The following is a 19,494-nucleotide window of genomic DNA, read 5'->3' as shown; positions in this document are numbered from 1 at the left end:
CGCCCTAAAGCCAACCTTCGCTGCGGTACCACTCAATCGTCTCGCGATAACGCTCGGCGAGCGAGCGGGCAGGCGCGAAGTTGGTCTGTGAGGCGAGTTTCGCGGGCGAGGCAACCCAGCCCGAGGCGGTTCCTTCGCGGACTTTGTCGAAGTTCAGCGGCGACGTGCGCCCAGTGATGCGGCTCCCGAGTTCGCCAAAGCACGCCGCGGTGTTGAGTGCCCAGCGGCGGACTTTCAGAATGCGAAGTTTCCTGCCAAGTCCATTGGCGAGCATTTGCCCCATGTCGATGTACGACGAGACGGCGGGGTCGCACGCGTAGTAGACGCCTTTTCCGCGTGGGTCAGTGGGGTCGAGTCGCTCGCCGCAGCGGGCGACGAGCAGCAACGCTTCGGCCAAGTCGTCGGCGTGGACGAGCGATAGGGGCAGATCCGGCCTGTGCACCACGTGGATGCCTGACTTCTGAATCGACTTCGCCAGCACCAACCCCGCGCGGTCGCCGGGGCCGAACACGGCGGGGGGGCGAACGATCGAAATCGGGACATCCGCCGCCCACTTTCGCGCGGCGATCTCGCCAGCGAGTTTGCTGCGGCCGTAGTGCGAGATCGGTTCGGGAGTGTCTCGCTCGGTGTGCGCCTTGCCGACAGGCGAGGGGCCGGCGGCTGCTAGCGAACTGACCACTACCACCACGGGGGGATTCGCCGCACCCGCGGCGGCGGCCGCCACGTTGTCGCAGCCCGCCTCGTTCACGGCCGCAAATTCGCCGTAGCTGCGGGCGAAGGTCCGGCCAGCCAAATGGAACACAAAATCGACGTCCGAAAGCGCGGCGGCCAGCGACTCGCGGTCGGTCACGTCGCCCGGGACGAGCTGAACCCCCAGCGGCGTGAGCCGTGACGTGTCGGCCGAAGCCCGCACCAGACAGCGGACATCGCCGCCGGCGGCTTGCAAGTTCGTAATGAGTCGAGGCCCGATGAAACCCGTGGCACCGGTGACGAGGCAGCGAGGCATGAGCTGGCGTTTTAGCGTCTGGCGTTTCGCAAATCACGTCGGGCGTTTACACTCCGCCCTATGTCCAACGTCCGCATCCTACCCGTTTCTAGTCGCCGCGAGCAGCGCGAGTTCCTCGAACTTCCTTGGCAGATCTACCGGGGCGACCCCAATTGGGTCCCGCCGCTAAGGCATGAGCAAAAGGGCCTCGTAGGTTATCGTCGGCACCCGTTCCACAAAACGGCCACCGTGCAGACTTTTATCGCGCAGCGGGATGGCGAAACCTGCGGGCGTGTGGCGGCCATCGTCAACCACGCCCACAACGACTGGCACAAAGACAAGCTGGGATTTTTCGGATTTTTCGAGTCCATCGACGATCCTGAAATCTCGACACCGCTTCTGAACACCGCCTGCGAGTGGCTAGCGGGGCAGGGGATGACCGAAGTGCGCGGCCCGACGAACCCGTCGATTAACTACGAGTGGGGGCTATTGATCGAGGGATTCGATTCCCCACCGATGTTCATGATGACCTACAACCGCACGTACTACGCGCGGCTGATCGAGGCGGCAGGGTTCTCGAAGATCCAGGACCTCTACGCCTACTGGGGTCACGTCGACATGCTTGACTCGATGAGCAAGAAGCATCAAATGATCGACGAAGGTATTCGCGAGCGATTCGGAGTAAAACTCCGGCCACTGGATCGACGGAATTTTCGTGCCGACGTCGAGATGTTCCTGCACATCTACAACAAGGCGCTTTCCGGGACGTGGGGCTTCGTGCCACTCACCGAAGCCGAGGTGGGCGAACTTGCGGGGCAGCTCAAGCACATGATTGTCCCCGACCTGACAGTGGTCGCCGAGGTCGAGGGAAAACCGATCGGCGTCATTTTCGGTCTACTCGACTACAACGGTCGCATTCGCGAGATCGATGGCAGACTGCTGCCGTTTGGATTTATCAAGTTGCTGACACGTCGCCGCGAGATCAAACGCATGCGGGTGATCAGTGCCAATGTGCTCCCCGAGTACCAGAACTGGGGCGTCGGAATCACGCTCGCTCGGGGGCTGATTGAGCCGGTGATGAAGCACGGCGTCGAAGAGGCAGAATTCTCATGGGTGCTGGAGTCGAACGACCTCTCCAAGAAAACATTGGAGAAGGCCGGAGCGAAGCGGTACAAGACGTACCGGCTTTACGAGAAGTCGCTTCAAGCGTGAAGTGGAACTACGGAGTCGCCGCTGCTTCGGTTTTCGCCGGAACGCACGCGTGATCCGGGTAGTTGATTACCATCTGAACCACGGCGGGCGGAAAGCTTTGCGCGAACTTCGTGCCGGCCACCGACTTTTCGACGAGCGATTTGTTGGCGTCGCGGCTGTACTCGCGGAAATGCCCGATCACATCCCCTTCGAGCGGGGCCTCGATATCGAGAATCATTGTGGGCTTTTCGGCGTCGAACTCGCACTCGGCGAGTTCAATCTCGCGGATCTTTGAATGGTTCATCGTGCGGAAGAACATCTTCTTCGCCTTGAGGTCGTACACCAGCTGCCACTGCGTCGAACGCTGGCGGACTTGATGGATGGTGTCAAATCCTACCTGGTGAAGCGGCTTGTTAGTGGTTTCGAGCTTCGCCGCCACGGATGCAAGGCGTGCGTAGCGGCTGAGGGATTTGGTGTCGGCGGGAATCGCGTCATTGCCACCGAAACCTTCAAAGCCCACCATGCAGCCCTGGCTTTCGGAGCAGGTGCTGTTGGTGATTTGGTCGAACTGAAGCTGGTCGCCACGGTGCGCCACCATGCGGCCCTCCAGGAAGTCGATCACCGCGCAGTCACCAGTTGCATCGCTGACAAAGTAATGAACCTTCGCATTTCCGTAGGGATTGATGCGGATGAGATTGTCGCTGGCCAGTACTTCCTCGACGGACTTGGCCGTGTCGAGCTGATACTGCACCCACTGCGCGGGGCTAACCGAGGGACGTTCGTCGGTCGCGGGGTACTCGGTCTCGTCGAGCCATAGCACGGCGATCGCAAGACCTTGATCGTTGATGCCATCCACCGGCAGTTCGCGGCCGTACTGGTTCACGCTTATGCTGCCGTACTTGCTGGTCCACTCGGCAGGATTGTCAAACGCCAAAGCCCGCTTGGCGATGCCGGGCTGATTCATCATCAAGAGGGCGTTGCCGATGTGCCAGTCGTAGTTTCGCACCATGACCGGTCGATCAGCGATTCGCAGCAATGCCGCCGAGCAGGCAAGCGCCGTTTGCGCGGGTGCGGCTGCAACCATGCATGCCACCAGCAAGATCACGAGACAGCGACGCATCGAGCCATCTCCCAATGGGGACCAACAAGTGCTTGGTAGGAAAACCCTATATATACCACATCGGCTCGCGCCGTCCGCCGGCGTATTCCAGCAAATCGGATAGCGAAATTCCGGAAAGGCGCTCTTGCTCGGCAGCTTGGGCCTCGCGGCACGCGGCGTACAGGGCGCTTCGTAGGCCATCGAGCGGGTCGTCCTCGCCGGTGGTCGGATCGCATCCTTCGAGCACCGCGATGACTTCGGCGAGGCTGATGTCCTCGGGCTCGCGAGCCAACTGGTACCCGCCTGAGGCTCCGCGGGTGCTGCTCACCAGCCCGCCCCGTTTGAGCTCGAGCAGGATCTGCACCAGGAACCGCCACGGGATGCCGTGATCGGCCGCCACTTTGCGAATCTGTACCGGCTCGTTCAGCGGATACTGCTCGGCCAGATGCAACATGGCTAGGCAGCCATACTCGGTCTTCGCGCTCAACTTCACGACGGTAGGGTGCTCGCAATACGAGGGAAGGTTGGTTAGATACCGCTACCTTGCTGCTCGACAGAGTGCAAACCGCACTCGGTCTTGCCGGTGCCGCTCCATCGTCCGGCGCGTTCGTCGGTTTCGCCTTCCATCACGGCACGCGTGCAAGGCCAGCAGCCGATACTAGGATAACCTTGATCGTGCATGGGATTATAGGGGATGTCTTCTTTGACGATCCGCGACCAAATGTCTTTCTTGGTCGAATTCGCCAGCGGACTGATCTTCACCAGGTTGAACTTCTTGTCCCAGCCCACGATGTCGGACTGCGCACGATCGTTACTCTGGTCGCGACGAATACCGCTCATCCAAGCCGTACGGCCAGCGAGGCCGCGGTGTAGCACTTTAATCTTCCGATCGAAGCAGCACTGGTTGGAGTTGGTCACGTACAGCGGTCCGCCGTGCTTTGCTTCGTACTCGGGCACCGTGAGTTCCGGCTGCAGCATCTCGACTTCGATGCCGTACTTCTCGGCGATACGGTCGCGGAGGTCGAGCGTGGCTTGGAATTGGTAGCCGGTATCGAGATTAAAGACGTACGTCGAAGGAGCCACCTTCGCCAGGATCGCCAGAATTAAGCACCCTTCGGGGCCAAAGGCGGTCGCCATCGTCAGGCCACTTCCAAATCGCTCGGCACCCCAGGCGATGATCTCGTCGGGAGTGGCCGTCTCCAGCCGCCGGCTGGCTTCGGCAAGCTCCGCGAGAAACTCGGCGGAGGGTTCAGTGGCAAGGACCATTGGCGAGGGGGCCTCGGGCGTGACGGCGCTCATGGGATGCGGCTCCAGATTCGCTTGCAGGGCGAGGGAATTCGGATTTGGCTTGAATGTTACGTAAGTTGCTAAACTAAGTCAAGTATCCTTCCCTTTATCGGCTGGGGAGCAACCGATTCTGCAACCTGTAGCGATTTAGCTGCTTGTGGCTGGGCTAGGTTGATAGCTTAATCCGGCGCCGCCCTCGCTTCAAACGCCTGCGAGTTCCCGCCGCTTGCTGGCCAAGAGGGCGAGCAGGGCGTGCTGGGGATCGGCGAACTTGGCGATCCCCTCGTCCATCAAAGTCTTCTCCAGGTGCTCCATGTCGACCTTTTGGTCGATTTCAGCGAGAACTTCTGCCGGAGGGAGCTTGTCGACAGTACGCGTGAAAGTGAGCCCACTGGCCTCCACCGCGTCGTTGGTGGCGGGTGGGTTGGTTTGGATGTCGCTGCCGGCTAGGGCCGCGACGTACTTCCAAGGTGGGTCTTCGGGCTTCTTGCTGCCGGTGCTGGCGAAGACGATCTCCTGGTCGAGCGGAACGCCCTTCGAGGCCCAGAAGTCGTGATTGTCGGCCCACAGCCGCTTGGCATTGACGATGCCGACCTGGCCTTGAGCCGCGGGGCTCAGCGTGGGGACGTGCTTTTCGGTGTAAACGTCGACGCGAGAAATGAAGATGCTGTAGACGCTCTTAAAGCTCGCCAGCGACTGACGCTTCTGGGCACCCCGCCACACCGCGTCGCGGGCCTGCTGGTACTGCCGCTGGGAGAATATGAGTGTCACGTTCAGCGGCACGCCGGCCGCCGCGAGCGGCCCCACGGCGTCGAGGCCTGCTGGCGTCGCTGGCACCTTGATCATTCGATTCCTGTGCTCGCTGCTCCAGCGCTTGCCCAGCTCGACGTATTGCTCAACGCGATCGGTATGCGACAGATCGCGCTGTGGGTCTTCGAGCAGCGGGTCGAGCTCGAAGCTCACGTAGCCATCGTTTCCGCTCGTCGCCTGCCAGACAGGTGCGAACACCCGCTCGGCGCTCGTGACCATCTGGTCGGTGAGTAGCCAGGCGATTTCGTTGTCCGAAGCGCTTCCCGACGCTAGCAACCGGGTTAGTTGCTGGTCGAACTTTCCTGACTTCACGAGGTCGGAGATGATAATGGGATTCGAGGTCGCTCCGGTCGCTCCCATTTGCCGGTTCTTGGTGACCAGATCGGGATCTACCGAATCGAGCCACAGCTTTGTGCCGCAAGCAATGAGCGATTTAAGGGGCGACGTCATTCGAGCCTCCGGTGGAAGAGACGGTGAGTGAGTGTAAAGCTGCGTGCGACTTGGCAAAGTTTGCGGGTGCCGACGACCTTGCCCGCAGGAGCGGTTGTGCCGATTCGAAGGATTCTAGCAGTTATTCCTGTATTGCGGGCAGCCAAAAGACGATGAACCAGCACAGGTGGACAGACCGCGCGTCCCCCGGGGGGGCTTCGAGCCGTCGCAACGTCGGTTTCACATCGTAATTGGTGTGGCCAGCGATTGTGGTTCGAACGCCTATTTGAATTAGGGCACGGGACGACAGGAGAATCAATCCGTGACCAGGCATAAACCTGCTGCTTATCCGTTTTGTTGGATCACCGCCGCGTTGTTGGCAACCAGTGTTGCAACGGCGCAGGATCTAACCATGCCTTCAACCACGCTCGATGGAGCGGGGTTAGGCGTCGAAGCCATTGAACCCGGCATGGGCGATATGGGCGAGGCGTACGCACCACTGGAACCCACGCCGGCAGATGCCGTCGAGGACCGCAGCCTCTTGGGAGGCATGGGTGGCTACGACGACTACGCCGCGCTCAACGAGTCGCCGGAAGACATCTACGGTTGCCGGCCCGCCATCACCGAGAGCACCGGAAGCTGGCTGCGACGCGGCTGGTGGTACGGCGACGTCGAGGCGGTGGTTCTCAACCGTATGTGGAAACGTGACGACGTGATCTTGGGCGTCGACAACTCTTCGACTCGCACGTTGCAATTGTCGCGGACCGATCCGGGTGCGAACACCTCGGTACGGCTGACGCTTGGACGCTTCTTGTTTCGCGACATTTACAATCGCGACCATTTGACGGAGTTCACGGCGTTCGGCGGCGGCGAATCGTCCCAGGACGACGTGCTCACCAGTAGCACCGGCGGACAGACTCTGTTTGTTCCCACGGGTATTTCCGACTTCAACGACTCGTTCGATGGTTCGCGTTCGATGGCTGTCAACTACGATAGCCGGTTTAGCAGCTTCGAATGGAACTACCGGGTTGCCCAGCGACTCGGCCGCGATCGCATGATGCTCACGCCCGGCGGCGAATGGGTTCGCACGGCGAACGAAGGCCCTACTCAGCAGTTTCTGTTCGGCCTGCGGTATATGGACATGGTCGACACGCTCGACTGGAGTGCGACCGACATCACCGCGTTCGGGGGGGAGGACGGCAACTACAACATCCGCACCAACAACGACCTGTTCGGCATGCAGTTAGGTTACAGTTTGTTAATGGAACGCAGCCGCTGGAACGTCGAGTTCATGGGCAAGGGTGGTCCGTTCCTGAACGATGCGAAGGCTCGTTCGCAACTGACGATCACCAACGACCCGGATAGCAGCTTTATCGTGAACAACCGCGAGCCCAGCCTTGCGTTTATCGGCGAATTCCAGCTGGTTGCCCGCTATCACTTGCGGCCAAACGTATCGCTGAAGGCGGGCTGGCAGATGATGTACGTCACCAGCGTGGCGGTTGCACCCGACCAGATTACGTTCTCGCCGGACGAGGGACGTTTCCCGTACACGGGCGACCCGTTCTACAATGGTGCCATTTTCGGCGTCGAGAGTTACTGGTAGGCTGGAGGCCCCGTATATCGCCTGCCTCCCGCCACCAGCCGAGCGTTCGCCCGTATGGACAAGCCGACCTTCCTCGACCGCCGGACCTTCGGCATCACCAACTATCTGGCCATTGCAATGGTCGCGATGCTGGTGATCGCCTTTATCCCGCGGGGCACGCGCAAGGCACTCGAGAGCAATACGAACAACGCCGAAGACTGGCTCCCCAAGAGCTACAACGAATCGGTCGAGCTCGATTGGTTTCGAAAGCAGTTTGGCAGCGAAGCCTTCGTGATCATGAGCTGGGAGGGTTGCACGCTAGGCAACACCGACCAGCTCGAAACACTCGCGCGAAAACTGCGCGTCGAGCCGCTCACGCCGGCGATGGCCAAGGCCGTGGGACTTACTCCCCACGCCGACCGGCGAATCTTCGCCCGTGTGGTCACCGGGCCTGAGATGCTTGAGGATCTGGTGCGGCCGCCGACGCGACTGGAGCCCTCGCAAGCGATCGAGCGGATGACCGGAGCGTTTGTTGGCCCACCTGCCGTCGAAGGCGATGACGGCACGCGGACCACCTGCCTAATGGCCTATTTGGGCCAGCCCGCGCTGAAGAATAATCGCACAATGCGAATGGCGGTCGAACGCGTGGTCGAGATTGCCACCGAAGAGGTGGGCATCCCGCGGGCCGATTTGCACATGGGAGGTCCGCCGGTCGACAACGTGTCGATCGACATCGAAGGCGAACGCACCCTCGCCAAACTCGCGGGGCTCTCGGGCCTCGTCGGCATGGTGCTGGCCTATGCTTGCTTCCGCAGCGTCCGTCTCACGGCGCTGGTCCTGGTGGTGGGCATCTTCTCGGCCGGTGCCAGTCTGGCGATGGTTTTCTACTTCGGCGCTTTCGAAGTGCTCTTGCTGGGTAGCGACGAGCCTCGCCTTGGTAAGCTCGACGCTATCCTTATGTCGATGCCGGCCGTGGTTTACGTGCTTGGTTTGTCCGGCGCGATCCACATGATCAACTACTACCGCGATGCCGAGGACGTCGGCGGCCGTCGCGGTGCGGTCGAACGCGCGGTGAAGATGGCTCTCATGCCATGCGGTTTGGCCGCCTTCACCACCGCCATCGGCCTTGCATCGCTGGCAACTAGCGATATTCTGCCTATCGAGAAGTTCGGAGTCTTCTCGGCGATTGGGGTGATGCTGTCGCTAATTCTACTGTTTACCATCGTGCCGGTGGTTCTGCATCGCTACCCGCCCCCCGCCACCTCGAAATCGGTGCAAAGCCACTCAGCCAGCCTGCCCAAGTGGGCTCGCAGTTCGGCCGAGTGGATTTGCCAGAATCACGCATGGGTGTCATGCGGCGCGGTAGCCATCATGGTGCTCTTTGCGCTGGGACTGCCCCGGATTCACTCGTCGGTAAAGCTGATCGAACTGTTGCATGAAGACTCGACGCTGGTGCAGGACTACTCGTGGCTCGAGCAGCACCTGGGCAATTTGGTTCCAATGGAAGTGGTAGTGGCGGTTCCGCCCGAGATGCGGCGTGAGGTGAACGAACACCCCGAGGCGTCGGGCAAGCACTACGCAATGACTACTATCGAACGCATGGCAATGATCCGCAGGGTTGCCGAGCGGATGGAAGCCCTGGGCCCGGTGAGCCGGACGCTGAACGCCTCGACGTTTGCGCCGGGCGAGTACGACAGCGAGTCGCTATCAAACCGACGTACACACGACTACATCGTCAGCCAAGCGATCGACGACAATCGCGAAGCGCTGCGAGAGTTCCTCCGTTGGGAAAAGTCGGACGACAAAGTATCGATTGATCGCCCACGCGAGCTATGGCGAGCGACGGCCCGCGTCGCGGCGCTGGCGGACGTCGACTACGGCCAGTTCGTCGACGAACTGCGAGTGAACATCGAGCCGGTACTCGCGGCCTATCGCGGTCGCAGTCAGTTGGTCGCCGCCCTAGCTGCCGCCGAGAAGCAGCTCGAAGGAGCGCGGCTTGTCCTCTTGGTTCCCACCGAGTTCACCAGCAACGACGTGCTGTTCGCCGACTTGCTGCGGGAAGCTGGCATCGAGAATCCGGTGGGCGGGCGGCGTGGAAAGCTCCACGTCGTGCCCGCCGAAACGCTAGACAACGTGACGGACAGAGTCCGGCAGCAGCTCACCAGCCAGGATGCGATCGTCACGTGCTGTGGCGACATCGCCACGAAGCTCACCGCGCTGGAGCTACCGCACATCAATCTCTCGAATTCTTCGGCCCCATCCAAGGCGGATGTCATCGCCTCGTACACCGGCGTCATGCCGGTGGTTTACAAGACTCAGCGTCAGCTCATTGTCAGCTTGCAGGAAAGCCTGGTGATGTCCACGGTGCTCATCTCCATCGTGCTGATGGTTCTGTTCCGTGGGCTGGGGGCGGGACTCGCCGCCATGATTCCGAATTTGTTCCCGCTCGTCGTGATTTTTGGTGCACTCGGCTGGTTAAATGTCTCCGTCGACATCGGCATCATGATGACGGCCAGCGTCGCGCTCGGCGTTGCGGTCGACGATACGATTCACTTTGTCAGTTGGTTCCGGCGTGGGATCACTGCCGGGATGTCGCGTTACGATGCCGTGATGGAAGCCTACGAACGCTGCGGAACCGCCATGGTGCAAACCACGCTGGTTGCCGGATTGGGGCTGGCTGTGTTCGCCGTGAGCACGTTCACTCCGACTCAGCAGTTCGGCTACATGATGGTGATCATCCTGGTAGCCGCGCTGGTGGGCGATTTGATCTTGCTCCCCGCGCTACTGATTGGCCCGGTGGGAGCGTGGTTCCCAGCTGGCCGGCCGGTTTCCGAGGAAGTGCGCGAGGTGCTCGTCGCAACGTCCGGCGCTGCCATCAAGCCCGTAGTTCTCGCCGCTGAAGCACCCATCGAAGAAGGCCAGCCTGCGATGGTCGTGGAAACGAGCTCCGCGGATGCACTTTCCTCGCTCGAGCAGGTCAGTTCAGTCGAACAGCCGAAACCCGAAGTCCGACGGCCAGAACCGACGATTCCGGCTCCGCACACCGAACTCTCACCGGCCAGTCTGGCGCTACGGGAAAAGCTCCGCCGCTTCCGACGCGATCAGCAGGCGTAAGTGAAGCGATGGTCTTTCAATAGCCAGATCGCCACGCGATCCGCAACCGCCTAGTTGGTCGACGCCACGTCCTCGGCCTTGCGATTGAATCCGTACTCGGGATTATCGCGATCGAAGTCCGCGTCGGTCAGGCCAACGTTCAGTTGAATGTTGGTGAAGATGTACTCTTCGAGCAGTCGAGGCTCCTCGCCTTCGCGTTCGGGCCAGTAGTACGACGAGTAGGCGACCGGCAGCTTGTCTTTGTCGTCGACGAACACCGTGGCCTTGTGGAAGGTGAAGTGATCGCGCTTGATCGGGTGCGTCACCTCAATGCGGGTGCAGGGAATGCCGTTAACCTTGGCTCCCTTGAAGAACTTCACCTGGCACTCGTCGTACTGGATGTCGTTCTCAATGATGCCGACCAACCGCTCTACCATTCGCTTGAATCCAATCTCGGTGATCGGATAGCGGTTCTCTTTCATGGCCAGCCGGCTGTCGGGCTTAATGTAGGTCGACATGTAGGCCATGCGCTCGCCACCACGGCGAACGAACACCTTGCCGGCGTGCTCGCCCTCGACGAACAGGGCTTCGCGGCCCGCGATGCTGGTCGGCTTGTCGAACCGTAGGTAGACGCTGAATGGTACCGACTCGGCTCCTTCGTTTTGCTCATGGCGAATCTTGGCGTGCAAGAATTCGTAGTTGCCCACTTTGCCCGCGATCCGCTCGCGGCGGACCATGTTGCAGGTGTAGTCCTTGACGTTCTTCTCGATCGACTCGAGCGACTTCTCGGCCAACAGAAGGGCAGGGTAGAGGGGATGCTTCGAGCGATCAACGCCCACCGTGTCCAGCGGCGTCGTGAACGAAGTCAGTTGCTCGGGGCGTGGCTTCTTCTCGATCGTGGGCTCTTCGGCCAACACGTAAGACGAACTGCCAACCGCTGCGAAGGCGAGCGAAACGAAGCTAAACCAAGTGCGAATCTGTCGTTCCATCGGTGCCTCCTCGGAAACGAGTGTCCGACCCTGTCCTTGCAGTCGGCGAGATGAGTAAGTGCTCCATTCTACAATTGCCTAACGGCGCGGGCCGCCAATCGGGGACGGATCACTCCATTATCGCGCCCCACCCAGCCGTTGTAATCGCGCCGGAACTCACATCTTCCGCACCTTTGCCGGTTCGAAGCCCACCTCAATAGTCGAGCATGGCTTTCCAGGCAAGGCGAATCGCCCCCGGCGAGCCCTTAATGCCGCTAGCAGGCCATGTGGCGAAAAAGCCACACGGCGGACCGGACAGTTAGAAGGAGGGGCAAACTTGCCCCCCACTTAAGTGGTGTACTCGGCGTTCAGCCGGACGTATTCGGCGGTCAGGTCCGTGGTCCAGAACCTCGCGGCGGCCGCCCCTTCGTCGAGGATCAGCAGCAGGCTGACCTCTTTTTCCGAGGCCATCGACTTCGAAACCACTTCGGGGTCGAACGCCACCGGCGCGCCCCGCTCGTAGACCAACAGGCCATTAATGTGCAGGCTAACGTTCTGAGGATTGAACGGCACGCCAGCATAGCCAGCAGCCGACACCACTCGACCCCAGTTCGGGTCGGCACCGGCGATGGCAGTTTTGACCAGCGGGCTATCGGCGATCGTCTTGCCGATCTTCACCGCCTCGGCCCGCGATCGGCAGCCGTGCACTTCGACGGTCACTAAGTGCGTGGCACCCTCGCCATCCGAAGGAATCGACTGAGCAAGGTCTTCGCAGACTTCGTACAGCGTGGCTCGAAACGCATCGAGCCCACGCCCCGAGAGTGCCTCGCCACCCGCCGCGCCGTTAGCGAGTAATAGCACCGTGTCGTTCGTGCTGGTGTGGCCATCGACGCTGATGCAGTTGAACGTCTCGGCCACCGCGTCTTGCAGGGCTTGGTGGGCGTCTTGCTTTGTGATCTTGGCGTCGGTCATCACCACGGCGAGCATCGTCGCCATGTTGGGCCCAATCATCGCGGCACCCTTGGCGACACCGGTAACGTGGAGCTTCACGCCGTCGAGTTCAAACTCCCGGCCGCGGATCTTCGTCACTGTGTCGGTGGTCATCATGCCGCGGGCGGTCCGCTCGAGGGCGTCATCGTCGCTGGCAAGCTGGGCAGCGACCGCCTTCACTCCCTTGGCGATCTTCTCCATCGGCAGGTGCACGCCAATCACACCGGTCGACATCACCAGTGTTTGCCAATCCTCCAGTCCGCAAGCCTCGGCCACTAGCGCGGCCATTTGCTTGCAATCTTCGTCCCCTTTGGCACCCGTGCAGGCGTTCGCGACGCCCGAGTTCACCACCACCGCACGAATCGACTCGCTGGGCGTAAGCTCGCGATCGAACTTCACCGGTGCAGCACACACCAAATTCTGCGTGTAAACGCCCGCCGCCACGGCGGGGCGGTCCGACAAGATGAGGACGACATCTTCTTTAGTCGACTTCTTCTTGATGCCGGCATGCACTGCGCCGCCCGAGAATCCCGCCGGAAAGTGTGGAGTCATGGTGTGTTGGTGGGGTTAGCCTGTAACTGCCAGCGAGAGGTTAAGAGGCGGTGCGGTGTTACCGCAGCGCCGTCGATTCCTCGTAGCCATGCATCAAATTGAAATTCTGTACCGCCGCGCCGCTCGCGCCTTTGATCAAATTGTCGATCACGCTGGTGACCACCGCTCGACCGCGAACCACTTTGGCATTGATGTGGCACCGATTGGTGTTCATCACGTGCTTGGTGGCGGGGGGAGCATCGACGATGTCGATGAAGGGCTCGTCCTTATAGAACGCCCGTAGCACCTTCATCAGTTGTTCGGTGTCGTAGTCGCCGGCGAGCGTCGCGTACGACGTGCTTAGGATGCCGCGATCCATCGGCACCAGGTGCGGCGTGAAGATCACCTCGACTTTATCGCCCGCCGCTTCGCTGAGGAACTGATCGATCTCGGGCATGTGGCGATGCGTGCCGACGCCATACGCCATGATGCTCTCGTTGGCCTCGGGAAAATGGAACACCGGCTTCGGTGTGCGACCACCACCCGAGACGCCGCTCTTGCTGTCGACGATGATGCCGTCCGAAGCGATGATCCCTTCTTTCAGCAGCGGGTAGAGTGCGAGGATCGCCGAGGTCGGATAGCAACCCGGATTGGCCACGAGATTCGTCTTGCGAATCTGGTCGCGATACAACTCCGGCAGTCCGTACACGGCCGACGGCAAGCGATCGGCGTCGGGGTGCGCGACGCCATACCACTTCTCGTAGACGTCCTTGTCACGCAACCGGTAGTCGGCGCTGAGATCAATGACATCCAGTTCGAGCTCCAAGAGCTGCGCCACCGCCTCGGCACTCGCCGCATGGGGCAAGCAGCAGAACACGCAGTCGGCCCGCTCGGCGAGCTCTTGGTTCGAAAGCTTCTCCAGTCGCAAATCGAGCTGGCCGGCGAGCTGCGGATGCACCTCGGCGACGTGGGGATTCTCTTCCTGCCGGGTGCCAAGCGCCGTGATCGTCGCGTACGGATGCCGTAGCAGCAGCCGAATGAGTTCGAGGCCGGTGTAGCCGGAGGCTCCCAGGATGGCGACGCGGGTAGACATGACGCACGCAGGGGACGGACGGGGCAATCGGGAATCCGCTGATTTTAGCGGGTAAAAGAGGCAATCGCTACGGGGCAAACCGCGTTTAGCGACGGCGGCGGCAGACCAAGCGGTCGTCCACCAAGCGGAGAACGCCGCGGGCCACCTCGGCCTTGCTACCCGACAACGCAGCCAGCACCTCGCCCGAGGGCGAGATCACTTCGACGGTGTTGTCCAGGGCATTCATCGCTTCGACTCCGTTGGAGACCATCAAGTCGCAGTGCTTGCGTTCGAGTTTCGCGAGCGCCCGCAGGCGGTGGTCCTCGGTCTCAAGGGCAAATCCAACCACCCATCGCCGCTTATCTTCGGGATCGAAGTCCTTCTTGGCACCCAGGGTGGCGACCACGTCCTCAGTTTCGACAAGTTCCAGCCGCAAAGGTTCACCGGTCTTGGCAATCTTGCTCCGGGCGACGATTTCGGGCCGGTAGTCGCAAGGTGCCGCGGCCCCGATCATGCCATCGCAGCTATCAAACTCAAACTCAGCCGCTTCGAGCATCTCTTCGGTCGAAGTCACCCAAACAATAGTCGCCGCGTCCGGGTACTCCACCTCAACCGGACCCGACACGACCACCACCTCATGCCCCAGCTCCAGCGCCGCCGCCGCCAGCGCCGAACCCATCCGCCCACTCGAGGCGTTGGTCAGGTACCGCACCGGGTCAATGTACTGGCGTGTGGGACCGGAGGTGATGAGGATTTTGGCCATGGGGTTTTTTGGTTTATGTCACGCAGAGACGCGGAGACGGCGGAGGAAGAAGTAGGACGCGGATGGAGGTGGATTGGGGAGGATTGGGGAGGATTGGGGAGGATTGACGCCGATGGTGAGTTTCGGGGAGACAATTTGAATTTGCGAGCACAACTCCGGCGCTACTACTTGGCCATCAATGCGCCGCATGGGTAAACTGTCACTTACTTCTTCTGAAGAGCCGGCACTTCGATTGCAACGGATGACGCAATGTCCATGTCCAGACTATTATCGCTCTTCGTGTTTGCCGCCTTCCCGGCCTATTGGGGGTACTTATATACGCACACAGAGCACCACCTGGGCAATTCGTATTTATCGGCGGCTATCCCCGCGGCCGTTGGTGGGATCATAGTAGGCTCGTTCTTGAAGGTAACCGAAACAAGGCATCAATCCATCACCATTACGGCAGTAGCAGTCATTTGCCTCATAATTCAGTCCTGCCTTTGTCGATATGCAGTCAGTTATGATGGTTTCTTGGATATGAGCGTCGACTCGGCCCTCAGTGTCGGAACCATTGTCGCAACTCAATTGGCAGTTATGTATTCGGTCTGGTTAGTTCGCCTAGACCGAGTTAATCAACGCACACATCAGGATTAGCCAACGCCGCCGTGCTGCGCATCTCCTGCCCAATCCGCGAAATCCGCGTCCCATTCTTCCTCTGCCGTCTCCGCGTCTCTGCGTGACACCTACTTCCCCAGCAGCTTCTCGATCTCCGCGAAAATCGCCTCTGGTTCGCTCATCCGCCCCGCACCGCGTTCGCGGCAGCTAAGCCAGCCTTCGTCGGGACCGACGAAGTGGATGCCGTCTTCTTTCAGCTGCGCGACGTTGCGCTGCACCGCGGGTTTGGCCCACATTTCGCAGTTCATGGCGGGGGCTACGAGCACGGGGCCTTCGAACGACAGAAGCAGCGTCGAGAGCAGGTCATCCGCCACGCCGTGGGCCGCTTTGGCCATGATGTTGGCAGTCGCCGGCGCGATGCAGACGATGTCGGCCTTGCGTGCGAGTTCGATGTGCGGGCCGAGCGGGTGGGCGTCGGGCGGGAACGACTGCGTCGCCACCGGGCGGCCGGTCAGGGCACGGAAGGTTGCCGCGCCGATGAACTCTTGGGCTGCCGTGGTCATGACCACCGTCACACCATGGCCGGCTTGAATCAGTCGGCTAGTGAGTGCCGCCGCCTTGTAGCAGGCAATGCCGCCGGAGACGCCGAGAAGGATTTCGGGCATGGTAGTGGAATGCGACGAGTACCAGAGCACTATAAATGAAAATGACCAATGACGAATTAACAATTACCAATGAATCTTACATCATTGGTCATTGAAAGTTCGTCATTGGTCATTATAGCACGGGGCGATTTGAACCCTGTACTAAAGCGCCGAAAGGTCCACTTCGGGGCCATCGATCGTGCGGCCGGTGGGGGCCATGACGGGGCGGACTTCGCCGGACGAGTCGAGGTAGATCTTGTCCTGCAGGATTTCCTGGACCACGATCTCCATCTTCTCGTCGGTCTCGATGTCCACCAGCGGGCGGGCTCCGCCGTTGATGGCGACCAGGCGCTTTTGGATCAGGGTCGACAGCTTGAAACGACCGCCCACCTTGTTGACGATCTCTTCTTCTTTCAGTGCATCAATCATGCTTCGAATCCCTCTTGTGCCAGTAAGGCGACAACGTTGGCGATAGTGGCGTCGACCTGGTCGTTCACCACCTGGTATTTGTAAGTATCGGCTTGGGCCAGCTCGTGGCGGGCGACTTCCAGGCGGCGGCGGATCGCCTCTTCGCTTTCTGTCTTGCGGTCTCGCAGCCGGCGTTCCAGCTCGGCCTCCCGCTCTTCCGGGGTCTCGCCACCCACGGTGATGAAGATCGTCACAGCCTCGGGAAACTCGTCGAGGGCTCGGCGCGCACCGTCCACGTCGATTTCTAGAATAACCCATTGCCCCCGGGCTAGACTAGGCCTCACCTCGTCAAAAAGCGTCCCGTACCAGTGCCCGCGGCCGAATACTTCCATGCATTCCAGGAAATCTCCCGCCTCGCGGCGAGCGGCAAACTCCTCGGGCGTCAGGAAATGGTACTGGACACCGTCCGTCTCGCCCGGCCGGGGCGAGCGGGTCGTGGCCGAGACACTCAGCCGAATCTTGGGGGCCAGCCGCTTTAGAATTCCCGCCACGACCGTCGACTTCCCCGCGCCCGAAGGCCCAGAGATGATGACGAGTTGACCGGGGATGAGCATAGGGTTCTAGATCGCAACTTCCGGCCTGCTAGACTCCGCCGGAAAAGGGGCTTAATCCCCAATGACGAATTAATAATGACCAGCAAATTTCAATGCATTGGTCATTGGAAATTCGCCATTGGTCATTCCACATTTTGTACTTGCTCGCGAATCCGCTCGAGCGCGGCCTTCATCTCCACCACGTACTGGCTGATCTCGGTGTCGTTGGCCTTCGAGCCAATGGTGTTGATCTCGCGGCCCATCTCTTGCGAGATGAACTCCAGCTTCCGGCCCGAGCTTTCCTTGGCGTCGACGTTCGTGGCGAACTGCGACATGTGGCTTTTCAGCCGCACGATTTCTTCGCTGATGTCGCTCTTGTCAACGAACAGGCTCAGCTCGCGGAGCAGGTCGGCGGGTTGAACCGTAACGTTCAGTTCCGACAGCGCCCGGTTCACGCGATCGGTCAGGCGTTCGCGATAGCCGACCGTCACGTTGGGAGCCCGCTGTTCGATGGCGGCAACCTGCTGGTCGATGATGTGGCAGTTCTCGAGGAGGTCCGTCGCCAGGGCACGCCCTTCTGCCTCGCGCATCTTCGTGAGCGCGGCGAGCGCTTCGCGGAGCGTCGGCTCGATCTGCGGCCAGTCTTCCAGCGAGTCCTGCTCAGGGGCGCGGCGATCGTCGATCACGCCGGGCAGCGACAATAGCGGTGCGATGGGGATTTCGAGCGACGACCCGGTCGCCTTCGCAACCACTTGTGCCTGAGCGATGTAGCTCTTCAGCACGTCGACGTTCAGGCGATAATCGTCCGGCGTGCTCGCCCGCTGGACGTGCAGATTGAGCTGCACGGTGCCGCGGCGAATCCGTTTACGAACCACGGCGTCGATTTGCGGTTCAAGGGCTCCGTAGCCCTCGTTCGTCCGTAGGCTCAGCTTGTAGTGCCGCGAATTGATGGTGCGCAGCTCGACAGCCACGCTCATGGTGTCGAAGCGATTATGGGCTTCGCCAAAGCCGGTCATGCTCAGCAGCATGGCAGTAATGCCTCCCGCAGCGGTGAGAGCGAACGGGGAGAATTACTCGGAAGCCGACTCAGTGGTCTCGGCAGCGGGCTCGCTCGAAGTCGATTCGGAAGCGGCACCAGCGGCGGGCGTTTCCGCGGCAGGAGCATCCGCGGCTGGGGTATCGGTCGACTCAGTAGCGGCACCAGCACCCTCGGCGCCGGCTTCGCCAGCAGCAGCACCTTCGGTGGCTGGGGCCGAGCGACGCGAGCCCAGGTTGCTAAACTTGTCCTCCGCACCACTGCGACCACCCGAGAAGTAGAGGGCGGCCGAGATGCAGACGAACATCCAGACGAGTGCCGTGTAAGCGGTGATGCGAGTAAACGCGTCGCCGGCCTTCGCGCCGAACGCACTGGAACCACCCGGTCCGCCGAGTGCCCCGGCCAGACCGCCGCCCTTACCCTTCTGCACGAGAATGAGCAGGATCATGAACACGGCGATCAGAAACAGGGCAACTTTGAACAGGAGTTCCATAGTCTCGAAAGTGGTTGAGCCGAATCCGGTTCGGCAAGTGTGTTGGTGGCAGGTTAGGCGGACGCACTAAATGGCGGCGGCAATGCCCAGAAAGTCTTCGGCTTTCAGGCTCGCACCACCCACCAAGGCCCCATCGACGTTGGGCTGCGACATCAGTTCCGCCGCGTTGCTTGGCTTGACGCTGCCCCCATAAAGGATGCGGACTTTGTCGGCAATCTCGCCATTGTAGCTTTCGGTGAGCAATCTGCGAAGGTCAGCATGCACTTCCTCGGCCTGCTCGGGCGAGGCCACTTTTCCGGTGCCAATGGCCCAAACCGGCTCGTAGGCAATCACGATTTTGCCCAGCTGCTCGGCCGAAAGGCCCGCGAGCGACCCGGCAAACTGGGTAGCGATCACTTCGCCCGTCTTGCCCGCCTCGCGCTCCTCCAGCAGTTCGCCGACGCACACAATGGGGGTCAGCCCGGCAGCCAGGGCTGCCAGGGTCTTCTCGTTGACCACGGCGTCGGTCTCGCCCATCAGCGCCCGGCGTTCGCTGTGACCCAGTATCACAAACTCGGCACCAACGTCCGACAGCATCGCGGCACTGGTCTCGCCCGTGAACGCCCCATTGCCCTTGGCGTACATGTTCTGGGCACCCAGCGCGACGCTCGAACCCGTGAGGGCCTTACCAACCGACTCCAGGTAAATCGCCGGCGGGCAGACGAGCAGGTCGGCGTTCTTGATCTCGCCCGAACCCTTCGCCACGCCCTCGGCCAACGCCACGGCCTCGGCACGATTGGTGTTCATCTTCCAGTTACCAGCGATTAGGGGGCGACGCATGATTAGGGGTCTCCAAAGTTTGTTCGTTTAACGCCCAGCCGTAGGCGCCGGCTAGCGTGGCAATGATTTGTGGTGATGAAGCCGGCGCCTGCGGCTGGGCGTTA

At 61.0% G+C, this 19,494-nt stretch carries 18 protein-coding genes; 3 read left to right on the top strand and 15 right to left on the bottom strand.

The window, feature by feature from the left end:
* Window positions 1–4: 4 nt before the first annotated feature.
* Window positions 5–1,006: an NAD-dependent epimerase/dehydratase family protein gene (locus tag SH292x_RS15070; protein ID WP_442481837.1), complete on the bottom strand. Its 1,002-nt coding sequence runs from the start codon at window positions 1,004–1,006 to the stop codon at window positions 5–7.
* Window positions 1,007–1,066: 60 nt separating this feature from the next.
* Between SH292x_RS15070 and SH292x_RS15065 the strand changes: the two genes are divergently transcribed.
* A complete protein-coding gene (locus tag SH292x_RS15065) occupies window positions 1,067–2,197 on the top strand; it encodes an N-acetyltransferase (RefSeq protein ID WP_442481836.1) in 1,131 nt (376 codons plus the stop codon).
* A gap of 7 nt (window positions 2,198–2,204) precedes the next feature.
* On the opposite strand, the gene SH292x_RS15060 is transcribed toward SH292x_RS15065, so the two are convergent.
* From SH292x_RS15060 to SH292x_RS15045, 4 genes are all read right to left on the bottom strand, one after another.
* Complete coding sequence (locus SH292x_RS15060; RefSeq protein WP_442481835.1) at window positions 2,205–3,296, bottom strand: linear amide C-N hydrolase; 1,092 nt, start codon at window positions 3,294–3,296, stop codon at window positions 2,205–2,207.
* 46 nt (window positions 3,297–3,342) lie between these two features.
* The gene (locus SH292x_RS15055; RefSeq protein ID WP_442481834.1) at window positions 3,343–3,768 is read right to left on the bottom strand and encodes an RrF2 family transcriptional regulator; all 426 of its coding nucleotides are present in this window, start codon (window positions 3,766–3,768) and stop codon (window positions 3,343–3,345) included.
* Window positions 3,769–3,803: 35 nt separating this feature from the next.
* Window positions 3,804–4,574: a phosphoadenylyl-sulfate reductase gene (locus SH292x_RS15050; protein ID WP_442481833.1), complete on the bottom strand. Its 771-nt coding sequence runs from the start codon at window positions 4,572–4,574 to the stop codon at window positions 3,804–3,806.
* Window positions 4,575–4,763: 189 nt separating this feature from the next.
* Window positions 4,764–5,822, bottom strand: a complete 1,059-nt coding sequence (locus tag SH292x_RS15045) for a transaldolase family protein (RefSeq protein ID WP_442481832.1) — start codon at window positions 5,820–5,822, stop codon at window positions 4,764–4,766.
* 391 nt (window positions 5,823–6,213) lie between these two features.
* On the opposite strand from SH292x_RS15045, the gene SH292x_RS15040 reads away from it, so the two are divergent.
* Window positions 6,214–7,404: a BBP7 family outer membrane beta-barrel protein gene (locus SH292x_RS15040; RefSeq protein WP_442481831.1), complete on the top strand. Its 1,191-nt coding sequence runs from the start codon at window positions 6,214–6,216 to the stop codon at window positions 7,402–7,404.
* Between the two features lie 54 nt (window positions 7,405–7,458).
* A complete protein-coding gene (locus SH292x_RS15035; RefSeq protein ID WP_442481830.1) occupies window positions 7,459–10,497 on the top strand; it encodes an efflux RND transporter permease subunit in 3,039 nt (1,012 codons plus the stop codon).
* A gap of 50 nt (window positions 10,498–10,547) precedes the next feature.
* Here the strand turns inward: SH292x_RS15035 and SH292x_RS15030 are convergent, their stop codons facing one another.
* The 10 genes from SH292x_RS15030 to tpiA form a co-directional block, all read right to left on the bottom strand.
* Window positions 10,548–11,465, bottom strand: a complete 918-nt coding sequence (locus tag SH292x_RS15030; RefSeq protein WP_442481829.1) for a DUF1571 domain-containing protein — start codon at window positions 11,463–11,465, stop codon at window positions 10,548–10,550.
* A 327-nt stretch (window positions 11,466–11,792) separates the two neighbouring features.
* Window positions 11,793–12,986, bottom strand: a complete 1,194-nt coding sequence (gene argJ / locus SH292x_RS15025; protein ID WP_442481828.1) for a bifunctional glutamate N-acetyltransferase/amino-acid acetyltransferase ArgJ — start codon at window positions 12,984–12,986, stop codon at window positions 11,793–11,795.
* A gap of 58 nt (window positions 12,987–13,044) precedes the next feature.
* Window positions 13,045–14,058, bottom strand: coding sequence for an N-acetyl-gamma-glutamyl-phosphate reductase (gene argC / locus SH292x_RS15020; protein WP_442481827.1), 1,014 nt, complete (start codon window positions 14,056–14,058; stop codon window positions 13,045–13,047).
* A gap of 85 nt (window positions 14,059–14,143) precedes the next feature.
* Window positions 14,144–14,800, bottom strand: coding sequence for a phosphopantothenoylcysteine decarboxylase domain-containing protein (locus tag SH292x_RS15015; protein ID WP_442481826.1), 657 nt, complete (start codon window positions 14,798–14,800; stop codon window positions 14,144–14,146).
* Window positions 14,801–15,525: 725 nt separating this feature from the next.
* A complete protein-coding gene (locus SH292x_RS15010; protein ID WP_442481825.1) occupies window positions 15,526–16,062 on the bottom strand; it encodes a flavoprotein in 537 nt (178 codons plus the stop codon).
* A 141-nt stretch (window positions 16,063–16,203) separates the two neighbouring features.
* On the bottom strand, window positions 16,204–16,470 hold the full coding sequence (locus SH292x_RS15005; RefSeq protein ID WP_442481824.1) for a DNA-directed RNA polymerase subunit omega: 267 nt from the start codon (window positions 16,468–16,470) through the stop codon (window positions 16,204–16,206).
* The gene (gene gmk / locus SH292x_RS15000; RefSeq protein WP_442481823.1) at window positions 16,467–17,063 is read right to left on the bottom strand and encodes a guanylate kinase; all 597 of its coding nucleotides are present in this window, start codon (window positions 17,061–17,063) and stop codon (window positions 16,467–16,469) included. Before gmk ends, SH292x_RS15005 begins: the two co-directional genes overlap by 4 nt.
* A gap of 122 nt (window positions 17,064–17,185) precedes the next feature.
* Window positions 17,186–18,070, bottom strand: coding sequence for a YicC/YloC family endoribonuclease (locus SH292x_RS14995; RefSeq protein ID WP_442481822.1), 885 nt, complete (start codon window positions 18,068–18,070; stop codon window positions 17,186–17,188).
* A 42-nt stretch (window positions 18,071–18,112) separates the two neighbouring features.
* Entirely contained in the window at window positions 18,113–18,571 is a 459-nt protein-coding gene (secG, locus tag SH292x_RS14990) for a preprotein translocase subunit SecG (RefSeq protein WP_442481821.1), read from the bottom strand.
* Window positions 18,572–18,637: 66 nt separating this feature from the next.
* Window positions 18,638–19,393, bottom strand: coding sequence for a triose-phosphate isomerase (gene tpiA / locus SH292x_RS14985; protein WP_442485861.1), 756 nt, complete (start codon window positions 19,391–19,393; stop codon window positions 18,638–18,640).
* Window positions 19,394–19,494 lie beyond the last annotated feature (101 nt).

It is taken from the genome of Aeoliella fuhlenseeensis, from assembly GCF_052161615.1.
GTDB lineage: Bacteria > Planctomycetota > Planctomycetia > Pirellulales > Lacipirellulaceae > Aeoliella.
This window is presented reverse-complemented; position numbering and strand designations above follow the sequence as displayed.